The following is a 25103-nucleotide window of genomic DNA, read 5'->3' on the forward strand; positions in this document are numbered from 1 at the left end:
GTGTAAACCTTTTCCGGCTACAAGATTAACAGCTTATTAATTAAGCACCAGCCTTATTATTTATTTACTATTATCATTATAATTTTCATTTCTTTTTTCCCGGAAAAACTCATCTACGATGAATTCAGCACTTTCGCACCACATAAGAGATCCTGTTTTTTGTAATGCTTCATAGACTTTAGACTGGTAGAATTCATAAAGGCAATCGTCAAATGGTTTCTGGGTCTGATCAGCTATTAAGCGGACTACGTGTTCTATTTTCATAATAATATCCAGCGTAATATCCTGTCCTTTATATATATACCGATTTATCATGCTATTGTAATCCTCCCTAGATACTCCAGACATTCTAATGCTTTTTTCGTATGTAACGAAACCTGGTCATGAGCTTCATAAGTTCTCAACTGTTCAATTGCCATTTCCTCATTATAAATTCCTGCTACATATAAAGCCACGGTTCTCATTGTATTATCATTGGCTACCGGGCCAATTACTATATCATAATCGTGTTGTATTCCGCCGCACATCCGGTTATTTTTAATCATGGTAAGCCACTCTCTGGTTAACCCGCAGAATGTTTTCACTTTTAAGCCGGGACCCGGCTTTAATTTAAACTTCATGACATATCTGCCTTCCCCTCCATAACGAATGTACATATTCTCAGCCCAATTCGCTGCATAATCCTCCACTGTGGTAGTATAAAACCCTTTACCGAAATCCCGTTTATCCTTAGAATGATTCAGATCAACCTGGTCAAATACAACATTGGTGCCATGGAATACAATCCTTTCATCCATCATTTCGCTCTCTCCTTAAAACATCTTCCACAAAATAAATGCTTTCTTCCAGACTTTGTGTATGCAAAGCCTGATATTGAGAACGAAGTAAAGATATAATACCCTTTTTTGAAAAAAGTTCGTATACCTCTTTTGCTGTTAATTTATGATTGTATGCATAACCCTCAATTGCTTCCACAACCATTAAATTCATATCTCTCTCTGCCTGGTTCAAAAACGCCACTCCAATACATTTCCCTATTACATTTATATTAATCTAAAGACAGATAATGAACTTAATTTATAACTTATTGTTAATAATTTTGCTTAGAATAAACAAGAATTTTACTAGATACAGAGAAAAACGTTCGTATCTGTTACATCTGTATGTACGGTTGATTTCGAAATGCCGAATTGTTTGGCCGTCTGCCTCACGGTTGCATTATTATCAATTATGTAATTGGCAATTTCTACTGCCCGTTCTTCTATATAGCCTTTCAAAAGGATATCCCCCTATTGTACTTGTTTCTATATTGTATGCGTGAATGCTATAAATTATATCCGATTTTAGCGTTACTTCCTTAGCCGAAATAACAGCCATCCGTCTGGACTGTTTTATAGAAAAGGTGTTCTAAAAATAACTTTTATCCGTAAAGTAAAGGGCTGCTGCAATGATCTTATTATATTTAACCGGCGTATAGAATATAAGTTTATTCCTCCGCAAGGTTTACAATTTAAGATTATTGCAGCAGCCCCTTATAGAAAAGCTTTCCTTTATTTTAAATAACAATGCTAAGTACAGATTTAATAATCTTCCCTTATTCCAAATTCAGCCGATTCCACCCATTCTTCCGGCCTGGTCGTTAATTTTACCAGTTCCTCGAGAATAATACAATGAATATCTTCCTGCTTTATTAAATACTGATAGGTTTCCTTTTCCTTATCCGTTTCAGCCGTATCATGGAGGTTTTTATAAAATTTCAGACTTTTTTCTTCCATCTCAAGAGCCATCCGGTAGGAATCCAACTGATTTGGAAATTCCTTTATCTCACTTTTAAAATCTCTTAGCTGAGTAAATAATTCTCTTGCTTCATCCAGAATGTTTTTGTCTTTAATATCCAGATCAAGAACATCTGCTTTTCCTAATAAAATCTCCGTGTGCTTTTGTTCTTCTCCTGCCAGTATGGTAAAAACAACGCTTAAGCTGTTGTCTTTATTCTTTTCCGCCTGGGCTTCATAATATTTTTCAAGGTCAAACTCCAGTGAAAGTGCCAGTTCTAAAGTATCCATATGCATCTGCTCCTTTTCTTTTGATTTTATATCTTAACCATATCTGTTTTTCCTTTTTTTGTCAAGACTGCTTCAATATTGAGATGCAGATTCCAGATAAAATTATCTTTGATATTTCTTTTTTGAATAGTAATAATAGTAACCAATTCCGCCTACAATAAGGCAAATCAGCATAAATACAGGTACATACAGTGGATTGGAGACAATTCCTCCAATTAATATAATTACAGAACCCAATATCCCAAAAACCGGACATATAATTCCTTTAAATTTACTTTTTATTAGTTTATCCTTCTTCATTTTCATAACTTTCAAATACAATATAATATAACATACGTAACTAAATACAATTGCTATTTCACTTACATCACTGCTTCCGATGATACCGCTTTTTTGTGTAATATAGTGAAGTACCATCCATATAAGAGTAATAATATAGCTTAAAAGGCACGATTTTAAGGATAATTGATACTTGGGATGTATTTCAGCTATTTTCTTAGAGCCAGGTATCATATCTTTACTGGCAAGTGCCTGGGGCATTCTTAAACTTCCCAGGGTTATTCCATTTACAACTCCTAAAATTGAAATAATGATAAAAATCAAAATAATTTTACTGCCATGATTGCCTAAGAGAATCTCTCCGGCTTTATTTACGGCATCATTACCGGTTGACATAATGTAGCTGGTACCCAGCATATTGGTGATTCCAAGAAAATACAGAAGATAAACTCCCAATACTACGAGTGGTCCTATTATTAAAGCAAGGGGCATATTCTTTTGCGGTTTTTTTACTTCATTCGTTATGCTTGTTGCAATAATCCAGCCATCATAAGAAAAGGCTATGGGCGCAAGAGCGGCAAGCCAGCCAAAACCTACATTGCTTTTTCCTATAATTTCAATACCCTTGGGAATTTCAGGATTAGCAGAACCTAAAAAAACACCTAATAAAGCGATACCCAATAAAGGGATCAGTTTAATTATGGTTGTGAGATTTTGAAAATATCCCCCAAGTTTCAGAGATAAAATATTAATTAAAAATAATAAGGTCATAAAACCAAAACCGATCGCTATTTGATTTTCTAAGGTGCCCTCAAACCCAAAAAGCGAAGCGGTATAAATTCCGGATACCCATGCAACAACTGCAGTGAGAGAAGGAAAATAGATAAATGTCTGAAACCATCCAAAACCACAGGCTGCTCCTTTCGATATAAATTCTTCGTAATATCCGACAAAACCGCCGTTCTTTTTCGTTCTCATCGAAAGCTCTGTAAGTGTCAGACTTCCAAAAATAATACTAAATGCTCCAATACATAACACCAGGATACCTAAGCCTATATTTCCTCCAGTGTACTTTAATACATCATCACTTTTAAAGAAAATACCGGAACCAATCACGATACCAATGATCATGGTGGTAGCGGTTAATAAACTGTAATGTTCTTTTCTATTTTCCATAATTTCTCCTGTTTTTTTTGAGTTTTATCCATTGTTTTTTATTATTACTATTTGTATCCTGTAACATGAATTCGTTATACATCTATTTTTTCCCAGATTGTCTCAAGCCGACTCTGGTAAGAAAATATCAGGGTGTCTTCGATCCATGCTTACAAAGACACCCTTTGGTTTTACATTGCCTCAACAATACTCCGATATTTCTGCCTTGTTGCCAAACCGCCGCGAATATGCCTCTCCGACTTATTCGTCATAAGTATTTCATTAACGGCATGGTATAACTGCTTATTGACATAAGGTAAACGGTCTTGCAAATCTTTATGAACAGTGGATTTACTGATTCCGTATTTCAGAGCCGTTTCTCTTACAGTCGCTTTCGTCTCAATGGTATAATAAGCCAGCTCGATTATTCTATCTTCAATGTATTGCTGCATCCTATGGGCCCCCAAGCTTGTTTTTTCTAATATATGCTTGTTTGTCCCATGTTATGTCTAGTACAGCCTTGCATAAATTTCGCTTACTATCAGTGCTTGATATTTACGCTGGGATAAGGCGAAGTAATGAGACGTAGCAATGGCTACGCTGATTGACGACACGCAGTACCTGCGTAAATAGCAGGTGCTGAGTTAAGTGAAATCTATGCAAGGCTGTACTATTTACTAATACCCTTCTGTTCTTCTTATTTTACGTAATTCGTTGCGTTTTAATGCACCCTCCCATTCACCACGCTGATTTTCCGTTTCAACGCTTAAGCGAGGTACACGGGTTGGTTTTCCTTCTTTATCCAGAGCCACAAAAACCATATAAGCCCGGTTTATCGGTCTGCGGATTCCAGATAATTCCTCAACATAAGTATCTACCCTGACCTCCATGGAGGAGTTCCCGACATAAGTAACCCTCCCGATCAAAACCAGAGTATCATTCTGATAAGCTCCCTCTTTGAATTGCAGGTTGTCAATAGCAGCAGTAATAACATCACATTCGGAATGTCTTCTGGCCGTTACTCCGCCCACTATATCGATCCATTCCAGGAGTTTACCGCCAAACAATCTTCCGGTTCCGTTAATATGCTGAGGCATCAGCAGCTGTATTTGTTCCGTAAGTGAATCTTCCACTCGTTTTATTTTTTCCATTTTAGAACCATCTATATTTTCTTTCACTTTTTTGCTCCTTGTATTGAAACTGTGATTGATTTCGGTAGTTGATAGGATTGAATTGAGTGAAAAAATCCAATTCGTGCTGGAATGAGAACGGGAGAAGATTTTTTACACTTAATTCTAATATTTAAATTAATTCAGACATTATATTATATACTGCTTTGCCGTTAATTGTCCACCTATTTCTTTTTGCCTGAATCTGGGATATTCAGGGAAAGCCTTTACTGCATAACCATATTATGATAAAATACCTAACAAGTCCATATCTATTATTTTATCCTAAAAAATAAAATAACACCTCGTTAACTAATGAATTTTAACCCAAGAAAGCAAATCAAATCTGCTTAATGGGAGACAGGATTTTCATGTACCTTTGCGGTTATAAACGGCAATGTTGCATTCGTGTGAATTGTCTCGTAAAAGACACGCGAGCCATTAAAAATTTATTAAAGAAAGGAATGCCATACATAGATTCTTTCACCTGTGAAACTTGTTTCACATTTTATTGTATGGCAGTAACACATCTGTGAGCAGATATGTTATGCAATGGGTATTTAAATGAACAAAAACAAGAAAATGATAGGAATAGTAAGTGCTGTTATTATAATTTTGCTGGCAATCATAATATGCGGTTTTCTTTTTTTAAACCAGACCGAAAAAACTTCCGGTATGGACGCTGATAATCCCGGCGCAATTGATCTCACCGGTTATCAAAATTCAGGCGATGCCGTAATCAAATCCGCATCTTATATCTACACAGATGACGGTAAAATCGGAGGTTATCTGGTTACTGTTTCAAGTAAGGGTTATAGCGGAAATATTCTTATGGATATTACCTTTGATAATACCGGTAATACGGTTAAATCAATCACTATAAAAGAACAGAAAGAATCCCAGGGCTACGGAGATAAGATTACGGATAATACTTTCTTAAGTCAGTTTAACGGTATAACTGCCCCCGTTTCATTAAAAGGGCAAGTAACAGCCGATACCTCTACTGCCAATTCAGATGAAGTACAAACGGCAGAAACAGGATCTGATTCAAATGAAACTATGGATTCTGAAACTACAGATGTTAGCACTGCTGATAGTGATACTACAGAAGATACTTCTTCTACCTCAGAAACAGGCAATATATGGGCTGATGGTACATACGAAGCGGAAGAGGCAGAATTTGATGATCAGGGGTATAAAGATAAAGTTACATTGACGATTCAGGATGGTAAAATGTCGGAAGTGATCTGGGACGCTTATAATGAAAAAGGGGAATTAAAAAGCGTTTTATCCGCAGATGGTATTTATGTAATGACTGAGCACGGACCCACCTGGCAGGAACAGTCGATTGCCATAGCAAATTACTTACTTGAAAAACAGTCCGTTGATGCCTTTTCCGTAAGTGAAGAAGGAATAACAGATTCCGTATCCGGTGCCAGTATCTCGATTAATGATTTTATCAGCTTAGTTAAGGAATGTTTATCAAAAGCAGCTCCTGAAACAGTTGTAGAAACTGTAGAGAATACTTCGGATAATACTGCTGACACTACGGATTCCATAACTTCAGATACTACAAAAGATTCCGAATCAACAACCTCTGAGGTCACCTCAACAGAAGAGGATTCATCTACGGCACCGGGACAGGTTGATGCCGTATCCGGAGCCACGGTATCATCAACTGCGGTTGTTAATGGCATTAATCAGGCACATTCTTTTATAAAAGATTTTGTAAAAAACAAATAGCCTTATTACAGAAAAGGGACTGTCGCTTTAACGATTGAAAATCGTAAGGCGGCAGCATCCTTTTTGTCTAAAAATACTTTTTTTCATCTATTTCATCTTGAGTTGAGTTGTGTTTGTTAAAAATAAAGTACTTTAATAAATCTAAATATAGAACTTCGAAATTTTAATTAGATAACTTAAAATTTATACACTTTTAACTGGAAATAAATGCATTCCAGTCTTTCCATTTTGAATCTTCTGATGTAGTTTCTTTATGTTAATATCCCTTTTGCAATTAAGTACCATGGATCGTGAAGAATAGTCACCATTCATGTAAGAGTAAAGTATAATCTTTAGAAGTGTTCTTGGCGATACCGTATTTTCTCTTACTCTTTCGTAAGTAAAATATAGGTCAGTTAAATTTATATCCTCCACAAACTGACTTAGTAATCGAACGGAATCATCTTCTGAGATTACACATTCAAGATTTAGCGGAAGTTTTAATTGATATCCGCTCTGAGATGAAGTATAAATTTTAGGTAAATTATTTTGTAACCGCATACAAATATTTTACCATAAATCCCCACCTTTTCGAAGTTTGGGATTTATTTTTTGATCTAAAAAGTAGGACGGCGCCTCAGAAATCTGGAATGTTTATCACATAGATTTGTAAAAGACTAGCGTGTGATTATTAATCCATTAAGAGACCGTTTGCCGCCATCGGTACTTAGGTTGTGGCAGAATCACTTATCTGCCACGACCTTATGTACCGCTATGTGCGGCAACCGAGTGAGAATGTGTCTCTGTTGGATAATAATCACACGCTATTTTGATACCCTAAAATGTGATAAACATCTCTAACCGGAAGAAAACACGCTTTGCGAGTTTCTTCGGTTCGCGTGCGCGTTCGAATTATTGCAAGCAAGCTTGCTAACTCACTTTGCTTTCGCGGAAATGAAAAAGGGCGCCGCATTAGTCCTAATTTATTGAGCTACTGCATCTACTTCATTTTCTATAGAGCTTTCTATTTCTACAACCACTTTATTAGGAAGACATACTATGGTTTCTCCATCCTTATCAATCTGCCTTTGGTCGACACAAAGCTTGTCCGGACAATTTGCATCCACGACATCAGCATGGCCGTCTTTTATGACAAGAAGATTTCGTCCTTCTCCCACTCCTTGAATTTCAAAGGTTGTATCTTTATTCAAAGGTAATTCTTTATATACTTTCCCATCTACTTTTACCACAACCATATCCCCGTTCTTCTTCGAGAAATTCATGTATAGCAAACCGGCAGCGGCAAATACTAATATAACAATAATTAATATGATATCATTCCGTTTCATTACAACACCAAACCTTTCTGCTTATTAAGACACGTAAGTCTTAATAAGCTTTCCCTATTATACAATGATGTCCGCTTGTTGTGCAATGCATTCTTGTTAGAAACTTTTAAAATACTTGACGGAAAATTTTCTTGGCGCTTTGATACCGGTATATTAGACAAGGGGCCGATGCAAAAATCCTTTAAAGTACTCACCCAACCCAACATGCGGTTCGTAATTTAATATTTTTGTATCAGCCCCTTTAAATCAGGGAGTTTTGGCTCTTATGATTATGCCGGTAAGTATTATTCGGCAAATAATGGAGTAGATAAATATCTTTCTCCGGTATCCGGAAGTAATACTACAATTGTTTTTCCTGCATTTTCAGGACGTTTAGCAAGCTGTGTTGCTGCCCAGGTTGCTGCTCCGGAAGAAATACCTACTAACAGGCCTTCACTTTTTGCGATTACCTTGCCAGTAGCAAAAGCATCTTCATTATCAACGGTTATAATTTCATCATAAACTTCCGTATTCAGAACTTTCGGTACAAAACCTGCACCGATACCCTGAATCTTATGAGGTCCCGGTGTACCCTTTGATAAAACAGGAGAAGCACTTGGCTCAACTGCAACAATTTTAATATCAGGATTTTTACTCTTTAGGTATTCGCCAACACCTGTTATTGTACCGCCGGTACCAATACCAGCTACAAAGAAGTCTACCTTTCCATCGGTATCTTCCCAAATTTCAGGACCGGTAGTATTTCTATGAACCTCAGGGTTAGCACTATTGATGAACTGGCCCGGAATAAAGGAATCAGGTATCTCTTTTGCTAATTCTTCTGCTTTTGCAATGGCACCGTTCATACCTTTCGCTCCTTCGGTAAGAACTAATTCTGCACCATAAGCTTTCAGAAGATTTCTACGTTCAATACTCATTGTTTCAGGCATGGTTAAGATAATTTTATACCCTCTTGCTGCTGCTACAGAAGCAAGACCGATACCGGTATTACCACTGGTAGGCTCAATGATGGTTGCGCCTGGTTTTAAAATGCCTTTTGCTTCCGCATCATCGATCATTGCTTTTGCAATTCTGTCTTTTACACTTCCTGCAGGATTAAAATATTCTAATTTTGCCACAATTTTAGCCGTAACGTCATTTGCTTTTTCATAATTTGATAATTCCAAAAGGGGGGTTCTTCCGATTAATTCTGTTAAACTGTTTGCTATCTTTGCCATAATACAATTCTCCTTTATTTTTTATTTTTAGAAACTTTATAATTGAATTCATTAAGACCATTTTGTTTATATATAATCTATCACAGTACTTACCAATTGTCAATGATTATTTTTAATATTTCATATATGATTACTATGAATTATTATAAGTTTCAAAATTACACTCTGATTATTGTATTATTCTAGTTATCTTTTTATTCAAAATTACCAACTATAAAAATAAGCAGATACTTTTTATTTACTTTTTCTCTTCCTTAATCCCAAGAACAATTGGTGTAGAGCGGTAACCAATGCCCATTCTGTCAATTCCCAGATCAATCAGCTTAAAGAAATGCTCCTGGTCACGAATTCCACCGGAACCTTTTACCTTGCATCTACCTTTTGCCGTATCCATAATAGCAGTAATTACTTCTACAGTAGCTCCGTCACTCTTTCCGCCTGTAAAGAAGCCTGTTGATGTTTTTACAAAATCAGCTCCCGCAGCGATAGCAGCCTCCGTTGCTTTTTTAATCTCATCAATAGTAAGAGCATCTGTTTCAAAAATAACCTTTACTAATGTACCGTACTTGTGGCAGGCATCTACAACAGCCTTAATATCTTTTTCTGCTTCTTTTAACATTCCGCTTTTAATGAAGCCATAGTTAGCTACTATATCCAAATCCTGAATATCGCCTTCTTTACATATTATATCTGCCTGTGCTACCTTTGCTTCTGTTGAACTAAGTCCAAACGGAAAGTCGCAGACTACACAAATTCCCGTGTCTGTTCCGTTGCACATCTCCCTTGCAATTGATAAGGATGCAGGGTTAATACAAACAGTTGTACAACCATAATCAATACCTTCCTGAATGTATTTGCGGATTTCATCCTGGGTAAATTCAGGTTTCAAAACTGACTGGTCAATATAAGCAGCTAATTCCTTTGTCGTCATTTCTTTTGCTTTTTTTGCTGGTATCATAGTAATTTCCTCCAATTAATGATTTTGTATCGTATAAAAATATCATACTGCCCAACCTCGGTATATACTTCTTGTAGTATATGTATTAAATGTATGATACATTAATCATATTCCTATTTTATGTCTAAGTCAAGTATAATCATCTTTATTTTGAAATATCATTATTATTAGTGAAAGGAACTGTAAAGGCTATTACAATGTTGCAATTATATGATACATATGATATGATTATTGCGTTAAATAATCTCTATTTTGCCAACAATAAGCTTTTACAGGATACGATATAAGGATGGTAACTATTATGGATATGGATAAAGAATACTTTAGATCAACCTTTCATCTCTCCCCTAATACCACTGCACCAATCTACACTCAGCTTGCAGAGTATTTAAAATACCAAATTCAATCCGGCTTATTAAAGCCTGGTGACAAAATGCTCGGTGAAAATGATATCGTAGAAATCTTGGATATCAGCAGAACAACAGTAAGACTTGCCCTAAACCGCTTGGTAGAAGCAGGTCTTATTGTTCGGTACAGAGGGAGGGGGTCATTTATTGCTGAACCGAAACTCAGACGCAGCATAAACTACCTTTACAATTTCACTGAGAATATCCGGCTCTCAGGAGCCATCCCTTCCTCTGAAATTAATCGGTGTGAAGTCGTTTCTGCTGACGAAGAAATGAAAGAGAAGCTTAAGCTTGCTACTGTAGGACAGAAGGTTTTTGTGCTTGAAAGACTTCGCCTTGCTGATGGTGAACCATTGATAATTGAAAACACTTTTATCCCATACTATTTGTGTACCGGAATTGAAAAAACTAATTTTTCTAAGGCATCTCTCTACAATGTTCTTAAAACCCAATATGGAATAAATGTTAGTCATGCGGAGGAAACCATTGAAGCTATCATAATTAATAAAAAAAATGCATCTATCCTTAAATGCAAAAATAGAATGGCGGGATACTCCATTGAGAGAACATCCTATCTGGATTCCGGATATATTTGTGAATATACCTCATCTGTGACCAGGGGAGACAGATGTGTATTTAAACTTGATTTATATAACAGTAATAACACTAGAAGTGGCTCAATTGATTTTGAGAGGAAATTGAGTATTTCATAGAACCTGTGGTCCATTAGAATTGCCTCATATATTATTTTTGTTCCGTTTCCGTATCATGAATTACTTTTGTTATAATCATTACCGTAATTTTTCCCTGAATCTGCGGATGATTGGTAAGTAAGTCATAACTGACCGCCCTTGCGGGTTTCAGCATTTCATCGCTGGTTTCCTCATTTATTCCAAATGGCACGCTGAAATAATAATCAGTTTTAATTTCTAATGTACTTTCTTTTTCACCGTTCGCACAAATTTCCCGATTTATTTCCTCTGGTAATTCCAAGCTGCTTAAATTTATCTCAGGGATTTCTTCCGAATGAGGTAAAAATTTACCAATAGCAATTGTACCTTTTACTACACCTTTCTTAGCAGAGGTTACCGTATTATAACCGCTTAATCCGGTTAAATTTTCAGGTATTAATTCATGAATTTTATCAGGGATTCCTATATCAGGGATACCAATTCCCCAGGCGCCGTTATGATTTACCAGGCGCCAATAAGGATCCTCCCTGGTATAAAAAAAGGTATACTGCCCAGATCATAAATACCCACTTTGGCACTCTGAGATGGTTTCTTATTTTTCTCCCTGGTCAAACGGTAATCAATAGCCAGGTTAACCAGCCCATTATTGAAATCACCTAAATTAAACGCCTCGACTCCGCTGATATCCAGGGTTTTATAATTGTGCTCGATATAAGCCTCCAGGGGGTATCCAATATCCTGCCTGATATTATTTAATAAATCCATGTCTTTCCCATTTGAAAGTAATTTAATTTTAAAATCATCCGAGTGATCTTCTGAAAAAATATAGTTAATGCCATTTGATTTATTGAAATCCGTATCTGCATCCACCGTCGCAGCGTAACTGACACAGAGACTGCACATACTTAAGACTATTACAAACAGGATAACCCAATTATGGATCAAATTATTCCCTTTCATGATAACCCTCCAAAACCTTAGTTTTTTCTAACACATTTGTCTCATCCAATTATTTACAGCAACTAATTATACCGTAAATCTGAACTGGTTACAAACGAAAACGGGGGAAATCGTTCGACGGCAGCATCACACCTTTTCTGATGAAATGCAACGGCTTTTTACCAGAAATCACCTATTCAATCCTATATTTTGTTTAATCCTATCCGTAATAGTAATATTCTGCTTTGTGAATAACAACGAATCTAATCTGTTCTTAAGTAAATGTGGATTAAAATGCCGTATCATCCAACACAATCGTAAATGGTCCGTCATTAATCAGATCTACCTGCATATCTGCTCCAAATTCACCGGCTTCCACTTTACCCAATATTTCTTTACATCTCTTCAGAAAATACAGATATAGTTCCCCGGCTTTTATAGGATCGGCAGCCTGTAAAAAATTAGGCCTGTTACCCTTTTTACAGTCCGCATACAAGGTGAATTGGGATACAGCCAATACTTCTCCTTTTATATCACTCAGTGATAAATTCGTTTTACCCTGTTCATCCGCAAAAATCCTAAGCTTTAAAAGTTTATCAATATATTTATCAATTACTTCCTTTGTATCTTCCTTGCCTATACCGATTAACAGTAAAAGTCCCTTACCGATTCTGCCGATACAGTTTCCATCCACTGTCACAGAGGCCTGTGTTACCCTTTGTATTACAATTCTCATAATAACTCCTATTTTGCTATTTCTTTTAAAAAGGAAGTACCTGCAATATTTCCCTGAATATCTAAATAATCCAATATAGTTGCTGCTATATCTGCAAAAGTACTTCTGGTACCTAAATTAATACCCTGTTTTACGGACATACCATAAATTAAGCAAGGAGTATATTCCCTGGAATGGTCTGTGGATTCTGTGCTTGGGTCACAGCCGTGATCTGCAGTAATTAATAGAATATCTTCTTCCCTTAATCCTGCCATAATATCAGGAAGCTTGGTATCAAAATAAGTTAATGCAGCCGCATATCCCTCTACATCATTCCGGTGACCATAAACCATGTCAAAATCCACTAGATTAGTAAAGCATAATCCCTCAAAGTCTTTTTTCATATATTCAAGGATACGTTCAATCCCCTCTGCGTTGTTCGCAGTCCTGACCATATCTGTAATACCCTGTCCTGCAAATATATCATTTATTTTTCCAACGGCCAGTACATCCAGATTTTTTTCTTTCATTTCATCCAGCATGGTAGCTTCAGGTGGTGTAAGGGAGTAGTCATGCCTTCTGGAAGTCCTTTTAAAATTGGGGGCTTTACCTTCAAACGGTCTGGCAATAATTCTTCCTACGCCCCAATCATTCACGCATAAACTTCTGGCTATTTCACAATAACGGTATAATTCCTGTATAGGTACAACTTCTTCATGGGCTGCTATTTGAAAAACACTATCCGCCGAAGTATATACAATCAAATCTCCGGTTTTCATATGTTCTTCCCCATAATCTTTAATAACCTCCGTCCCGGAATATGGCCTGTTACAGATTACTCCTCTGCCGGTACGCTTAGAGAATTCCTGGAGCAAAGCATCCGGAAAACCATTAGGGAAAGTAGGCATAGGATTTTTAGAAATAACACCGGCTATTTCCCAGTGTCCAATGGTGGTATCCTTACCCTTAGAAGCCTCCGTCATACGTGCATAAGCTCCCAAAACTTCCTGGGCTCTGTGTTCTTTCATATCAACCCCATCCAAATGAAATAATCCTAATTTAGCTAAGTTGGGAACATGAAAAGCCTTACTTACTGATACGGCTTTTAATGTATTACTTCCGGTATCGCCAAAATCAGAAGCATCCGGCATTTCTCCAACACCAAAACTATCTAAAACAATTAAAAATACTCTTTTCATAATTTACACCCTTTGCATACCGAAGACTGGACCGCGGTACTGCCACATATCCGGAAGAAACACGCTTTGCATTTCTCCGGTTCGCGTGCGCGTTTGAATTATTGCATGCAAGCTTGCTAATTCTCACTTTGCCTTCGCGGAAATAAAATGTGAAACAAGTTTCACAGGTTGAAAGAATCTGTTTGTGGCATCCTTTCTTTATTATATTTTCTTTCACCCTTCACGTTATTATGATGCTTTTTCTTTACACTTAACACTCACATACCACAGGTCTGTCTGTGGTATATCTTAAATCCATTCTGGGCAATCACATTTAGATTTTCAATTCTTACATTTTCCTTAAATTAATTGAATATTCTTTAATAGATATTGTGATATGAAACGCTTTGTGCTATAATCGCCAATGAGTAATAATAATATATTTGTACTATAATAACTATACTGTCTATGGATATGCTTATGTCAAATTCCAGAAAGGTTGATTTAGTTGAAAGATTTAATTCAAAAATATAAACACGGTTGGATATTATCGTATTTCTTTATTTATATTGCCTGGTTCTTCTTACTTGAAAAGAAAGTAACAACTAATTATGCACCCGTTCATATATGGTTGGACGATTATATTCCCTTTAATGAATGGTTTGTAATACCATATTATCTATGGTTTCTCTTTATATTTGCAACTGTAGCTTATTTTTTCTTAACTTCAAAGGAAGATTTTTATAAAGTAACAGCCTTTTTATTTATCGGAATGACCGTATGCCTTATTATTTATACAATTTGGCCGAATGGACAAAACTTAAGGCCTGATTTGTCTACAATCGGCAGAGATAATATATTTATCCGGATTGTTAAAGCTCTTTATGCTACCGATACCTCAACCAATGTATGCCCAAGTATTCATGTATTTAACTCTATCGGTGCCAACATAGCCATCCATCGGAGTGAAAAGTTAAAAAACTATAAATTGTTAAGAATAGGTGCTACCATTCTTACTGTTTTAATTTCTCTCTCAACCATGTTCTTAAAACAACATTCTGCTTTTGACGCGATCACTGCTATTGCATTAAGTATAGTAATGTACTATTTTGTTTATGGCTGGAGTGACAGTAAACAGGCAGCTAAAGCTAAAGAAAAGAAAGTGTATGCGCAGTATTAATTTTTAATACTATAATAAATCATGGTTAGAGTATATGGTTTCAGTTTATTAACTGAAACCATATATTTTTCTCGAAATTTTATATCCGACTTCAACTATTTTACGTCCTGCTTTACCTGGCAGATTCATGGATCTTCCTAAAAACCGGTTATGAATTTTAACGTACAGCTTTTTATTCGCCTTCTCTAAATAATCCCAAAGTTCTTGTTTCTTAGCCAGACTTTCCTCCGTATTTTCTTTGATCAGAAAAACGGAAGAAACCGTCATCATCATACACAGATATTTAATCATATAATTGCGAAGCTTTTTATTTTTGATTAATATAACGTCCGTATCATCAATCATTATTTTCGTAATATAAATCTGCTGGTCAATCCGTTTAATCATATTTTTTTCATTTACTGACTGGTCATCACGTCCTATAAAGTAACGGTACAGATTCACATCCATATAATACATGGTTTTTACATAGGGCAGGGGATGGTACACAAAGATATTATCCACGTAAAAAGTGTGTTTCGGTAATTTCAATCCACAATCTTTTAATAATTTGGTACGATAAATGGCAGCATGCATAATGATATGCTGGCTTTGCTTAAAAAATATAATATCATTCCAGGAAAAAATCCGATCCTGCGGCAGAGCAGTTTTATAATCCATAACTTTATGCTTATTGATGCTTGGTTTTTCATAAACATAATTCGCAAGCATAAGATCCAGGCTTTGTCCATCTTCAACTAATTCCCTTAACTTATCAAGAACCTTTCTAAGGGCCGTTTCGTTTACCCAGTCATCACTGTCAACAACCTTAAAATACAAACCTTTCGCATGTAAAAGACCGGTATTAACTGCTTCTCCGTGTCCTCCGTTTTCCTGGTGAATCGCTCTGATTATTTCCGGATATCTGGCGGCATACTCATCTGCTATTTTTGCAGTATCATCCACAGAACCATCGTCAACAATAATGATCTCTATGTCATTACCGCCGGTTAGTAATGTTTGGATGGCATGTTTCATATAAGCAGCTGAATTATAACAGGGTATTGCCACACTTAATAGTTTCATTTTCTATCTTCCTCCTAATGATTAAAAATCCATATATAATTATAGAACATTAAATTTAAACATAAAATAGTATTCCAAGAAATTAAGAAATATTAACTTTTAGTAAGGTAAATGTAAGAAATATTTCATTGTTTTGCCATATACCCAATGATATAATAAAAGCGGATGAGGAATACCAAGTAAATTTATATACTAATTTAATTCTTAGCATTTTTAGTAAGGAATATTCTAACTATTCAGCACTCCGAGAAATTCGTAGAGTTTCGGGTTAATCGGCGCATAGCATTCAAGCATTGTAAGACATGCTTGAGAGAAACAGATTTTGCAGTTTTGTGTGCATAAATACATACATGCGCTGTTCTTTAGAACCGGTGTGATTGAATAGTCACGAAATATTACAAATAATTTCCGGAGGTTATATATGTCATTCGGCGCAAATTTAGAAAAATTGAGAAAAGAACATAAAATCAGCCAGAGTAAGTTAGGGGTACCCTTGGTATAACCCAGCAGATGATCAGCAGTTATGAAAAAGATATCTCCTCCCCTAACATTGAAACTCTTGTAAAAATAGCTGATTATTTTGAAATTTCCATCGACAGGTTAGTTGGTCATATGATTAAATCAGAGAATCCTGAATCCCCCAAAGTACAATTTGACCATTTATTTGATTCCTTTTCTGCTCAGGATAAGGAACGCTGTCTGCTTATATTAAAAACTCTTCTCCTTGAACGGGAAATGAGCAATGAAAAAACACTTCTCAAAAAAACAAATTAATCATATATTTATTTTAAATTTTCCGGATTTAAGCATTCTAATTCAGGGATTACAAAACGTCCGTCTTTCCGTATTAATACATCATCAAAATAGATCTCACCGCCGCCGAATTCAGGAGTCTGGATACATACTAAATCCCAATGAATAGCTGATTTATTGCCATTTGGAGCTATCTCATAACAATTACCCGGAGTAAAGTGGAATGATCCCATAATTTTTTCATCAAATAAGGTATCTTTCATTGGTGTTAATACATATGGATTAACTCCGATGGCAAATTCTCCAATATATCTTGCCCCTTCATCCGTATCAAATACTTTATTAATTCTATCCGTATCATTGGCAGTTGCATCAATAATCTTACCGTCTTTAAAGGTCAATTTAATATTTTCATAAGTAAATCCCTGGAAAACAGCCGGTGTATTATAAGAAAGGGTGCCGTTAACAGAATTTCTCACCGGAGCAGTATATACTTCACCATCCGGTATATTGCATTCACCGGCACAAGGTATATTAGGAATTCCTTTTATGGAGAAGGTGAGGTCGGTTCCTGGACCTACAATTCTAACCTTATCTGTTTTATCCATATATGCGACCAGACTTTCCATTGCTTTTCCCATCTTAGAATAATCCAGATTACATACATTAAAATAAAAATCCTGGAAGTTTTCCAGACTGGTATTCGCTAATTGTGCCATAGCGTAATTTGGATAGCGTAAGACTACCCATTTGGTTTTACTTACACGAATATCATGATGAACCGGAGTAGTGTAATATTTTTCATATAATTCCATATTTTCTGCGGGAACATCGGATAATTCCGATGCATTGTCCGTACCACGAACACCCACATAACAATCCATCTGATCCATTTCTTTCGCATCGACTTCTGCCATAAGGATTAACTGCTCTTTCGTACAATTTAAGAGTACTTCTCTTTGAATCGTCTGATCGGTAAAATGCGGGAATGGCAACCCGCCGGCCAAATATACTTCTTTTATGATTTGGCTTGCCAGCTCTTTTGTAGAATTACCAACGTAATGTACATAAACCTTTTCCCCCTTTTTTACACTCATTGAGTAATTTACTAAATTATGAGCTAAAACTTTAATTCTTTCATCCATATTACATCTTCCTTTCTCAAACAGAATGCTGTAAAAAGCAGGCAATTCTTGTTTTATTAAAATTTATTTGATATAAATAAAAACTTATTTATTATCTGTTAAATAACTGAAAAACAGATTTCCCGCCTGTTCAAACATTGCTGTACCGTCATTCAGTCCAATCTTTTTGGATTGGTGAAGATTCGGGTCAATTACAGTTATATTATAGGTATCATACCCTATAATTAATACAGCATTATCCTGATCTTTCATACCGATAACCGGAATATTCTTATCAACATAATAAAGTACTTCATTCAGGCTACATCCGGTTAAATTTAACACGGAATTACCAATATTCCGGCTAAGCATTTCATTAACCGTACCGGATTTCAAATTTCCCGAACTAAAACCGCCGCTTCGGTAATTAAGCAGCATCTGAACACTTGCTTTAACACTGTCGATACCTCCGGACGTATAAACGGGCGTAATATTGATTTCTTTTACACTGCTCCTTACACCACGTTCCCATATTTTCTGCTGGTCTTTATTTAATACAACCCCTGACGTATTATAAGCCTGATTAATAGCATCTCCGGCTTGTTCATATATTCCGGCGATACCCCGAGAGCATAAACCGTATAGGGTTCAACTACTGTCTCCGAATCTTCTAACCGAAGGGTTGTATCTTCATTAATTATTGTATTAATCGTACTGTAATACCTTGGTTTTTCCTCTATTTTAAAGCCGGATGGCAGTGAAATATAGAACTCGGTCAATGTTTTCTGCGTCACTCTGGAGGTTAATCCGATTGCTTCCACTTTACTGGTTATGGTATTTAAGATATTATCTGGTTCACAGGATTCAAATTTATTTGTACCTTTTTTCTTCACACGTTCTAATGTTATCACATTCCCATTTACGGTTATTCCCGATACGTAATAGCCATTCTTTGAATATTCTTTAAGAATCTGAGACTTGGAATCAGCTATATTTATTTTATACATGGGAACCAATAAGCTTCCGTCTATTTGCTCTGAAATACTATTATGTTTAACAAAGCCATAGATAAAATTGTTATCTATTTTACCAAGCAAATTTATATTATCACCGGCAGATGCCGTAATCTTTTGTTTTGTACCGCTTTCCAAATCCAAAATAATAATTTCAGTCGATTTTTTCGGATTGCTGTTATTCTGCCATGCAATAAAATGGTCCTGCTTATTAACAACATAGTCCTCACTGCTTATGTCGGATGCGATAACCGTTAAAGCTTTTGTAATCAGGTTATAGGAGTAAATTTTATGGTTAAGAGCAAAATAATAAACGTCCAGTTGGTTTACATAACTAAAACTATCCAGTTCTTCTTTTAACATCTGGTAAGTAACATTCATCGGTATATAAACTAATTCTTCTATACGGTTTTCCGCGCTGTAATATTTATACAAAACAATGCCTACGCGTCCTTCATAAACACCCCGGTTCATGTAACCATATACACAAAAGTCAATATTACCGTCATCGTCCATATTCAGAATTTTTACATCGTGTTCATCATAAGTATCCCTGACATAATCCGTATTCTTTTGTCGGAAAGAAAATACCTTAACTGCCTGGTTTTCTGCTAAATTGTAATACCATAATTCTCTTTGGCTTACAAAAGAAAGTTTATTATTATCTGTACTGGTAACCAGGTTGGTATCTTTCTTATTGGTAATACCAAGCTTTAATTCACTTTTAGTTAAACTGGTTAAATTGATATCAAATACGGATTCCATAGTTCGTTCATAATTTAAAAGATATATCCTTGATGTTGTATAACGAACACGGTAAAATTCTTTCACATAATAATACTCTTCACTGGATTCCGTTTCAGCCGAAATCATATATTTTAGCTCAACGGAGGCTGTATCATCATTTATTTCATTAATAGTTGGTATAATTTCTCCCATTACTTTCGGCTTTAGATTTCCCCAACGTACTAAATCAAAACTGGAATGTATATTAACATAAGATAAAGAAGTATTATCCGCATCCCCGTCGGGTTCCAGATACATTACAATATTCTCTGCCTTTTTTCTATCCATTATGGCATTATGAAAATCCATAACAAAATCCATCTTTTCCTCATAGTGGGAGGAGGGCTGCAATTTTACTCTGGTATAATAATTCATTTTTCTACTTTCGCTGGTAACCAGAGTAATTTTAACCGCATATTCATTTCCTTCTTCTAATTCCGATTTAAATTTAATCCTGGCTGTTTTTTTATCTTCTTCTTTTTCTAAAGCATTTATGGTATCCGTCTCTAATAAATTATTATCCGCTACGGAACGTAATTCATAAATTACACGTTTTACATCGTTTTCTTTCCCATCAATTACCACATCAAAACTTTGGTTCGCATCCAAGGGAGTAATAGAATCTCTGACCAGATTGGCATTCAGGTTATTGCTATAACCATGAAGCAGGTTCATTTCGTTTTTATCCATTCTTATAGTCAGTATGGGAAAAGAAGTTTCACCCATTTCAATGGTTTTTTGTATATCAAACACTTCCTCTTTAATATCCCGCCCGAAATAAAATAAAGAGGCAGCAAAGACAGCCAATAAAATAATAATCCTGTATAATAATTTTAACATAATTTCACTTCACTTCCTTACTGCTTTCGTGGTATAAAATGATCAGATAACAGCTTATATAAAGTAGGCTGGACTCCCAAAAATTTTCTTAAGTCTTCATAGGAGTTTAACTTATCCTCTAACGCCGGATTATTTGTCTTGCTAATTTGTTTTTTTACAGCACGAATTAGAATATTTTTTGGTGTATGCTCCATATCAATAAATTCAAGTATTTGGGTTTTGTAACCGATAATATCCAGCAGTTCAGCCCTTAAGGCATCCGTTGTCAACGCTGCGATACGCTCTTTAATCAGCCCATAACGGAACAAAGGTTTTAACATATCATTTTCTATTTGAGAATTTAATTCATGCTGACAGCAGGGTACGGATAAAATCACATCCGCATTCCATAATACGGCTTTATATAAGGCATAATCCGTAGCCGTATCACAGGCATGCAGGGTAACTACCATATCAACTTTATCTACACCCTCATAAGAAGCAATATCACCTTCAATGAAAGTTAATTTATCGTAACCGTAACGGTAAGCCAGTTTATTGCAATCGTTAATCACCTGCTTTTTTAAATCCAGTCCGATTACTTTTATGGGATATCCCTTTAATTCTTTTAAATAATAATACATGGCAAAGGTTAGATAAGATTTACCGCACCCGAAATCGATAATCGTTAATTCTCTCGTCTTATCCAAATGAGGTATAATATCCTCCACAAACTCCAAAAATCGGTTGATTTGCTTAAACTTATCATATTTCGATTTAATAATATTCCCCTCAACTGTCATTACTCCTAAGTCTATAAGAAAAGGAACCGGTCTGCCTTCTTTAAGAATATAGACTTTCTCCCGGTTATGGCTTAAGACAGGACTTAGTTCCTCTATTGTATCTTTTTTATTGAAATCCTTTACTTTTATGGCAGCTTTACCTTTTTTGCTGATTAATATAGTTATCTGCTTCGTCTGTGTCCTCATAAGTACCTGTTTCATAAAATTTTCTAACCATTCGGACAATCGGTTAAGCAGCTCACCCTTAGTATAGTTACTATGGAAGACCTGCTTATTCTTAAATTCAGAAACCTGAAATATGAACTTATCTTTCAGTAATACCGGCCGGATCTTTATTTTATTTATCTCCGAGTTTGCCGGCGGATTACTAAGTATCATATCTATAAAATTTATATCTAAATTATTACTAATTATTTCGAGTATATTCTGATCCATTCTATATTTACCCTTCGTTTACATTGTAACACAATACTTGTTCAGATATGAGAAAGAATTCTTAAAAATTAACCACTTATTTCTTAAGAAATAATAATATTGTTTCAATTCTCCATTAAGTATTTTATCATACTAGTTAAAATATTCCTACTATTTTTACAAACTTCCTGTTCTTAATTTATGCACGGTTCGCCTCACTGAGCATATATTGGTAAATAAAATGATATTGAACTCTAAGGAGGATATAATGAAATATTCCTTGCCTGAATATTCACCCTTTAATAATCCAAATGATCAAGAATCGAATATTAGCTTCAAAGGCAGTATGAAGGCTGCATCTAGAAAAGGCATACCAAATTATACAACTGGATTGCCAAGTAATTCAACTGGATATTATTATAAACCGTTAGCTAATCCATATTACACGGACATGGATGATAATACGATACAACCTTTTCCAGAATATTCCACTATGCAGACTCAACCTAGGACTACCAGTCCTATGATACCGGATACCATGATTCCAGGAACAACTCCTTCCAATGGCACTCCTTCTACTACTACACCTACAATGCCTGGAAGTACTACTCCTTCAATGCCTGGTCCGGCAGCTCCGGGCATGCCCAGGACCACTCCTACTACTCCGGGTACTACGACGCCGGGTATGCCTAGAACTACTCCTACTACTCCGGGTACTACAACCCCGGGTATGCCTGCTCCTACCACACCAGGCGCTCCTCGAACTACACCCCCTGTTGTTCCTGCCAGACCAGCTACCCCGGCTACTCCGGCTATCCCTGCCACTCCGGGTATGCCTGCCACTCCGGCTACTCCTGCCACTCCGGCTACTCCTGCCACTCCGGCTACTCCGGGTATGCCTAGAACCACTCCTACTACTCCGGGTACTACAACCCCGGGTATGCCTAGAACTACCCCTACGACGCCGGGTACTACGACGCCGGGTATGCCTAGAACTACCCCTACTACTCCGGGTACTACGACGCCGGGTATGCCTAGAACCACCCCTACTACTCCGGGTACTACAACTCCGGGTATGCCTAGAACCACTCCTACTACTCCGGGTACTACGACGCCGGGTATGCCTAGAACCACCCCTACTACTCCGGGTACTACGACGCCGGGTATGCCTGGAACCACTCCTACTACTCCGGGTACTACGACGCCGGGTATGCCTAGAACTACTCCTACAATGCCGGGTACTACGACGCCGGGTATGCCTGGAACTACTCCTACGACGCCGGGTACTACAACTCCAGGTATGACTACCCCTTCCATGCCGGGTACACCAAGAACTACAACTCCGGCTACTCCGGGCATGCCCAGGACTACTCCTACTACTCCGGGTGCAACTATTCCATTAACACCGGGTGCTCCTAGAACTACACCTCCTATGACTCCACCCACTCCAGGTATGCCTGGTACTGCCCCTGCTACACCTGGTATGACACCGAGACCCACTACACCAGGAATGCCATCAATGCCGGGTACACCAACTCCTGGTTCACAGCCTGGAACTACTACTCCGACTATACCATCTACTCCCGGTGCAACCAGCCAAAATATGGCTTTTCAGTCAAATGCCTATAACAAACCATATTATCAGGAATCATATAATAGCTATGCCAGTAATAAAGCGGATTATGATAATTCCGTATTTCCGGTATATGGGAACAACGGAATTTATATATCCGATATGAACCCTTACCGCGTACCTATGGGAGTTCCCATGATGCCGTTATATGGATATGATAACTGTGAAGATGCAGATAAAGACTGGGACTATATGAAACAAATGTATCCGGTTGTTGCCAAGAAGTTACTTAGGGAAATCGAAGATGAATGTGACAAATTAGAATATGATGGCAGCTGTATGTTTGATGAATATCCTGATAAAGTCTATTTAGGAAGGATTACAGACAGAATCTATAGTAAGTTCCAATATATGGAAGATGATGATGAATTAGGTGCTGAAAGTATCTCCTCTATAAAACCAAATTACGATAATAGGGACAAATCGGTTAAATCCAATCAATTCGATATTGACCGGGATTTCCGACGTGATCGCAGATTCCGTCGTCCAAGATTTTTAAGAGATTTAATTGAGGTATTATTATTTAATGAATTCCTGAACCGCCGCAGACGTTTTAGGGGAAGAAGACGTTGGTTCTAAAACCGATTTCTTACTATCTATAAACAAATCTGCTTATAAGAATATCAAGATGTCCTTGTCTTACGGCTCTTATTTTTAAAAAGTTTCTCCCCTTTATAGTAAACTACAAAGGGGAGTTTTTTTATAATACCAGCCGATTCTAACTAATCGATTCTAATCTTAATAACCTCCGTTAATAACCGGTGTTCCCAAATATACATGAGTTGTGTCTGTTGCTTCATCATAATTCATAGCTACATGAATGTTTATCTTTGTACCTAATGAAGTTACATATTCATCTAACAGGCCGCTGTATGCGTAAATAGTAAATAAATTCTCTTTCCTGTTTTCATAAGCAATCTTTCCTTCCAGATTTTGTATCATGTTATCTGCAATCTTATTCATATTATCCAGACTTAACTTACCCTTATAATCACTGGATAACTGCATCGTTGTCTGAACATCTTTGACATCCAGATCTTTGAATACTTCTTTTAACAAATCACGGTATTCTAATAGATTATCCATGTTTTTATATAGTTTAAGATTAACCATAAGATAATGATTCATCTCGTCTGATCCGGAAGAATTTTCCCTTTTTATACTAACTATCTTAATTAAAGTCTCTGCGTTTTTACCTATTTTTTCGGTATATACTTCACTATCATCACCGTTTTTGTTTACGGTTACTTCTTTCTCCACATTAAGTCCAATTTGATTAGCGACATATAGAATAAGTTCCTTTTTATCTGTTTCACTTAAATATCCTGTTCCATAATCAGCTGCCATTTCAAGCTCAAATGATGAAACTTCCGAATTCGTGCTAACAAAAGCTTCAAGGATATTACTTTGCGGCCGCAGCATTGTATTAACTGCAAGCTGCATTATAACAGCAATCCATAATATCCCGATAACATATATTGTTAATTTTGACTTTTTTTTATATAACAATTGTTTCAGCTGCTTTGATAGACTACTTGTTGCATTCATTTTGGTAACCTCCAAATTTTACGGGCACTGCATTTCCTTGTACCGTTCATGTCAAAATCAAGTTCTGATGACTGAGTAACAAAAAATAAATCTTTTCCAGTATTCTATCCTTAATTTAG

Annotated in this window: 26 protein-coding genes and 2 pseudogenes; 5 read left to right on the plus strand and 23 right to left on the minus strand. The window is 36.4% G+C overall.

Features of this window, described 5'->3' with window-relative positions; genetic code table 11:
* Positions 1–60 precede the first annotated feature (60 nt).
* The 8 genes and pseudogenes from Ana3638_RS04030 to Ana3638_RS04065 form a co-directional block, all read right to left on the minus strand.
* A complete protein-coding gene (locus Ana3638_RS04030; protein ID WP_161836889.1) occupies positions 61–315 on the minus strand; it encodes a hypothetical protein in 255 nt (84 codons plus the stop codon).
* Complete coding sequence (locus tag Ana3638_RS04035) at positions 312–800, minus strand: DUF3990 domain-containing protein (RefSeq protein ID WP_161836890.1); 489 nt, start codon at positions 798–800, stop codon at positions 312–314. Before Ana3638_RS04035 ends, Ana3638_RS04030 begins: the two co-directional genes overlap by 4 nt.
* A complete protein-coding gene (locus Ana3638_RS04040; protein ID WP_161836891.1) occupies positions 790–1011 on the minus strand; it encodes a DUF3791 domain-containing protein in 222 nt (73 codons plus the stop codon). Before Ana3638_RS04040 ends, Ana3638_RS04035 begins: the two co-directional genes overlap by 11 nt.
* A gap of 137 nt (positions 1012–1148) precedes the next feature.
* Positions 1149–1277, minus strand: a pseudogene (locus Ana3638_RS04045) (sporulation transcriptional regulator SpoIIID); the annotation flags it as partial.
* 303 nt (positions 1278–1580) lie between these two features.
* On the minus strand, positions 1581–2066 hold the full coding sequence (locus Ana3638_RS04050) for a ferritin-like domain-containing protein (protein WP_161836892.1): 486 nt from the start codon (positions 2064–2066) through the stop codon (positions 1581–1583).
* A gap of 102 nt (positions 2067–2168) precedes the next feature.
* Complete coding sequence (locus Ana3638_RS04055) at positions 2169–3521, minus strand: APC family permease (protein WP_161836893.1); 1353 nt, start codon at positions 3519–3521, stop codon at positions 2169–2171.
* A gap of 170 nt (positions 3522–3691) precedes the next feature.
* Positions 3692–3952, minus strand: coding sequence for a sporulation transcriptional regulator SpoIIID (spoIIID, locus tag Ana3638_RS04060; protein ID WP_161836894.1), 261 nt, complete (start codon positions 3950–3952; stop codon positions 3692–3694).
* A gap of 225 nt (positions 3953–4177) precedes the next feature.
* Complete coding sequence (locus Ana3638_RS04065) at positions 4178–4651, minus strand: acyl-CoA thioesterase (protein ID WP_161840434.1); 474 nt, start codon at positions 4649–4651, stop codon at positions 4178–4180.
* 582 nt (positions 4652–5233) lie between these two features.
* Between Ana3638_RS04065 and Ana3638_RS04070 the strand changes: the two genes are divergently transcribed.
* A complete protein-coding gene (locus Ana3638_RS04070) occupies positions 5234–6412 on the plus strand; it encodes an FMN-binding protein (RefSeq protein ID WP_161836895.1) in 1179 nt (392 codons plus the stop codon).
* Positions 6413–6655: 243 nt separating this feature from the next.
* On the opposite strand, the pseudogene Ana3638_RS26715 reads toward Ana3638_RS04070, so the two are convergent.
* From Ana3638_RS26715 to deoC, 4 genes and pseudogenes are all read right to left on the minus strand, one after another.
* Positions 6656–6952 (minus strand): annotated as a pseudogene (locus Ana3638_RS26715) (transposase); the annotation flags it as partial.
* Between the two features lie 422 nt (positions 6953–7374).
* Entirely contained in the window at positions 7375–7740 is a 366-nt protein-coding gene (locus tag Ana3638_RS04080; protein WP_161836896.1) for a NusG domain II-containing protein, read from the minus strand.
* A gap of 284 nt (positions 7741–8024) precedes the next feature.
* On the minus strand, positions 8025–8957 hold the full coding sequence (cysK, locus tag Ana3638_RS04085) for a cysteine synthase A (RefSeq protein ID WP_161836897.1): 933 nt from the start codon (positions 8955–8957) through the stop codon (positions 8025–8027).
* Between the two features lie 238 nt (positions 8958–9195).
* Positions 9196–9915 (minus strand): deoxyribose-phosphate aldolase, encoded by a 720-nt coding sequence (gene deoC / locus Ana3638_RS04090; protein ID WP_161836898.1) that lies wholly within the window; start codon positions 9913–9915, stop codon positions 9196–9198.
* A 301-nt stretch (positions 9916–10216) separates the two neighbouring features.
* On the opposite strand from deoC, the gene Ana3638_RS04095 reads away from it, so the two are divergent.
* The gene (locus Ana3638_RS04095; protein WP_246240776.1) at positions 10217–11035 is read left to right on the plus strand and encodes a GntR family transcriptional regulator; all 819 of its coding nucleotides are present in this window, start codon (positions 10217–10219) and stop codon (positions 11033–11035) included.
* A gap of 31 nt (positions 11036–11066) precedes the next feature.
* Here the strand turns inward: Ana3638_RS04095 and Ana3638_RS04100 are convergent, their stop codons facing one another.
* From Ana3638_RS04100 to Ana3638_RS04115, 4 genes are all read right to left on the minus strand, one after another.
* Entirely contained in the window at positions 11067–11315 is a 249-nt protein-coding gene (locus tag Ana3638_RS04100; RefSeq protein ID WP_161836899.1) for a hypothetical protein, read from the minus strand.
* Between the two features lie 200 nt (positions 11316–11515).
* Complete coding sequence (locus Ana3638_RS04105) at positions 11516–11974, minus strand: hypothetical protein (protein ID WP_161836900.1); 459 nt, start codon at positions 11972–11974, stop codon at positions 11516–11518.
* Between the two features lie 268 nt (positions 11975–12242).
* The gene (gene dtd, locus Ana3638_RS04110; protein WP_161836901.1) at positions 12243–12689 is read right to left on the minus strand and encodes a D-aminoacyl-tRNA deacylase; all 447 of its coding nucleotides are present in this window, start codon (positions 12687–12689) and stop codon (positions 12243–12245) included.
* Positions 12690–12697: 8 nt separating this feature from the next.
* Positions 12698–13867 (minus strand): phosphopentomutase, encoded by a 1170-nt coding sequence (locus Ana3638_RS04115; protein WP_161836902.1) that lies wholly within the window; start codon positions 13865–13867, stop codon positions 12698–12700.
* Positions 13868–14354: 487 nt separating this feature from the next.
* Here Ana3638_RS04115 and Ana3638_RS04120 point away from each other — a divergent pair, with 487 nt between their 5' ends.
* On the plus strand, positions 14355–15026 hold the full coding sequence (locus Ana3638_RS04120) for a phosphatase PAP2 family protein (protein WP_161836903.1): 672 nt from the start codon (positions 14355–14357) through the stop codon (positions 15024–15026).
* Between the two features lie 48 nt (positions 15027–15074).
* Here the strand turns inward: Ana3638_RS04120 and Ana3638_RS04125 are convergent, their stop codons facing one another.
* Positions 15075–16091, minus strand: a complete 1017-nt coding sequence (locus tag Ana3638_RS04125) for a glycosyltransferase family 2 protein (protein WP_161836904.1) — start codon at positions 16089–16091, stop codon at positions 15075–15077.
* A gap of 498 nt (positions 16092–16589) precedes the next feature.
* Between Ana3638_RS04125 and Ana3638_RS04130 the strand changes: the two genes are divergently transcribed.
* Positions 16590–16865 (plus strand): helix-turn-helix domain-containing protein, encoded by a 276-nt coding sequence (locus tag Ana3638_RS04130; RefSeq protein ID WP_281352934.1) that lies wholly within the window; start codon positions 16590–16592, stop codon positions 16863–16865.
* 8 nt (positions 16866–16873) lie between these two features.
* On the opposite strand, the gene Ana3638_RS04135 is transcribed toward Ana3638_RS04130, so the two are convergent.
* From Ana3638_RS04135 to Ana3638_RS04155, 5 genes are all read right to left on the minus strand, one after another.
* Complete coding sequence (locus tag Ana3638_RS04135) at positions 16874–17989, minus strand: aminopeptidase (RefSeq protein WP_161836906.1); 1116 nt, start codon at positions 17987–17989, stop codon at positions 16874–16876.
* A gap of 84 nt (positions 17990–18073) precedes the next feature.
* Positions 18074–18406: a cysteine peptidase family C39 domain-containing protein gene (locus Ana3638_RS04140; RefSeq protein ID WP_161836907.1), complete on the minus strand. Its 333-nt coding sequence runs from the start codon at positions 18404–18406 to the stop codon at positions 18074–18076.
* Positions 18407–18519: 113 nt separating this feature from the next.
* Entirely contained in the window at positions 18520–20607 is a 2088-nt protein-coding gene (locus tag Ana3638_RS04145) for a hypothetical protein (RefSeq protein WP_161836908.1), read from the minus strand.
* 17 nt (positions 20608–20624) lie between these two features.
* Positions 20625–21824: a class I SAM-dependent methyltransferase gene (locus Ana3638_RS04150; RefSeq protein WP_161836909.1), complete on the minus strand. Its 1200-nt coding sequence runs from the start codon at positions 21822–21824 to the stop codon at positions 20625–20627.
* A gap of 480 nt (positions 21825–22304) precedes the next feature.
* Positions 22305–22712 carry a hypothetical protein gene (locus Ana3638_RS04155; RefSeq protein ID WP_161836910.1) on the minus strand — a complete coding sequence of 136 codons (408 nt, stop codon included), beginning with the start codon at positions 22710–22712 and terminating at the stop codon, positions 22305–22307.
* On the opposite strand from Ana3638_RS04155, the gene Ana3638_RS04160 reads away from it, so the two are divergent.
* Positions 22699–24015 (plus strand): hypothetical protein, encoded by a 1317-nt coding sequence (locus Ana3638_RS04160; RefSeq protein ID WP_161836911.1) that lies wholly within the window; start codon positions 22699–22701, stop codon positions 24013–24015. The genes Ana3638_RS04155 and Ana3638_RS04160 overlap by 14 nt on opposite strands.
* Positions 24016–24174: 159 nt before the next feature.
* Here Ana3638_RS04160 and Ana3638_RS04165 read toward each other — a convergent pair whose 3' ends face one another.
* Entirely contained in the window at positions 24175–24984 is an 810-nt protein-coding gene (locus Ana3638_RS04165; protein ID WP_161836912.1) for a YwmB family TATA-box binding protein, read from the minus strand.
* Positions 24985–25103: the final 119 nt, after the last annotated feature.

The organism is Anaerocolumna sedimenticola, from assembly GCF_009931695.1.
GTDB lineage: Bacteria > Bacillota > Clostridia > Lachnospirales > Lachnospiraceae > Anaerocolumna > Anaerocolumna sedimenticola.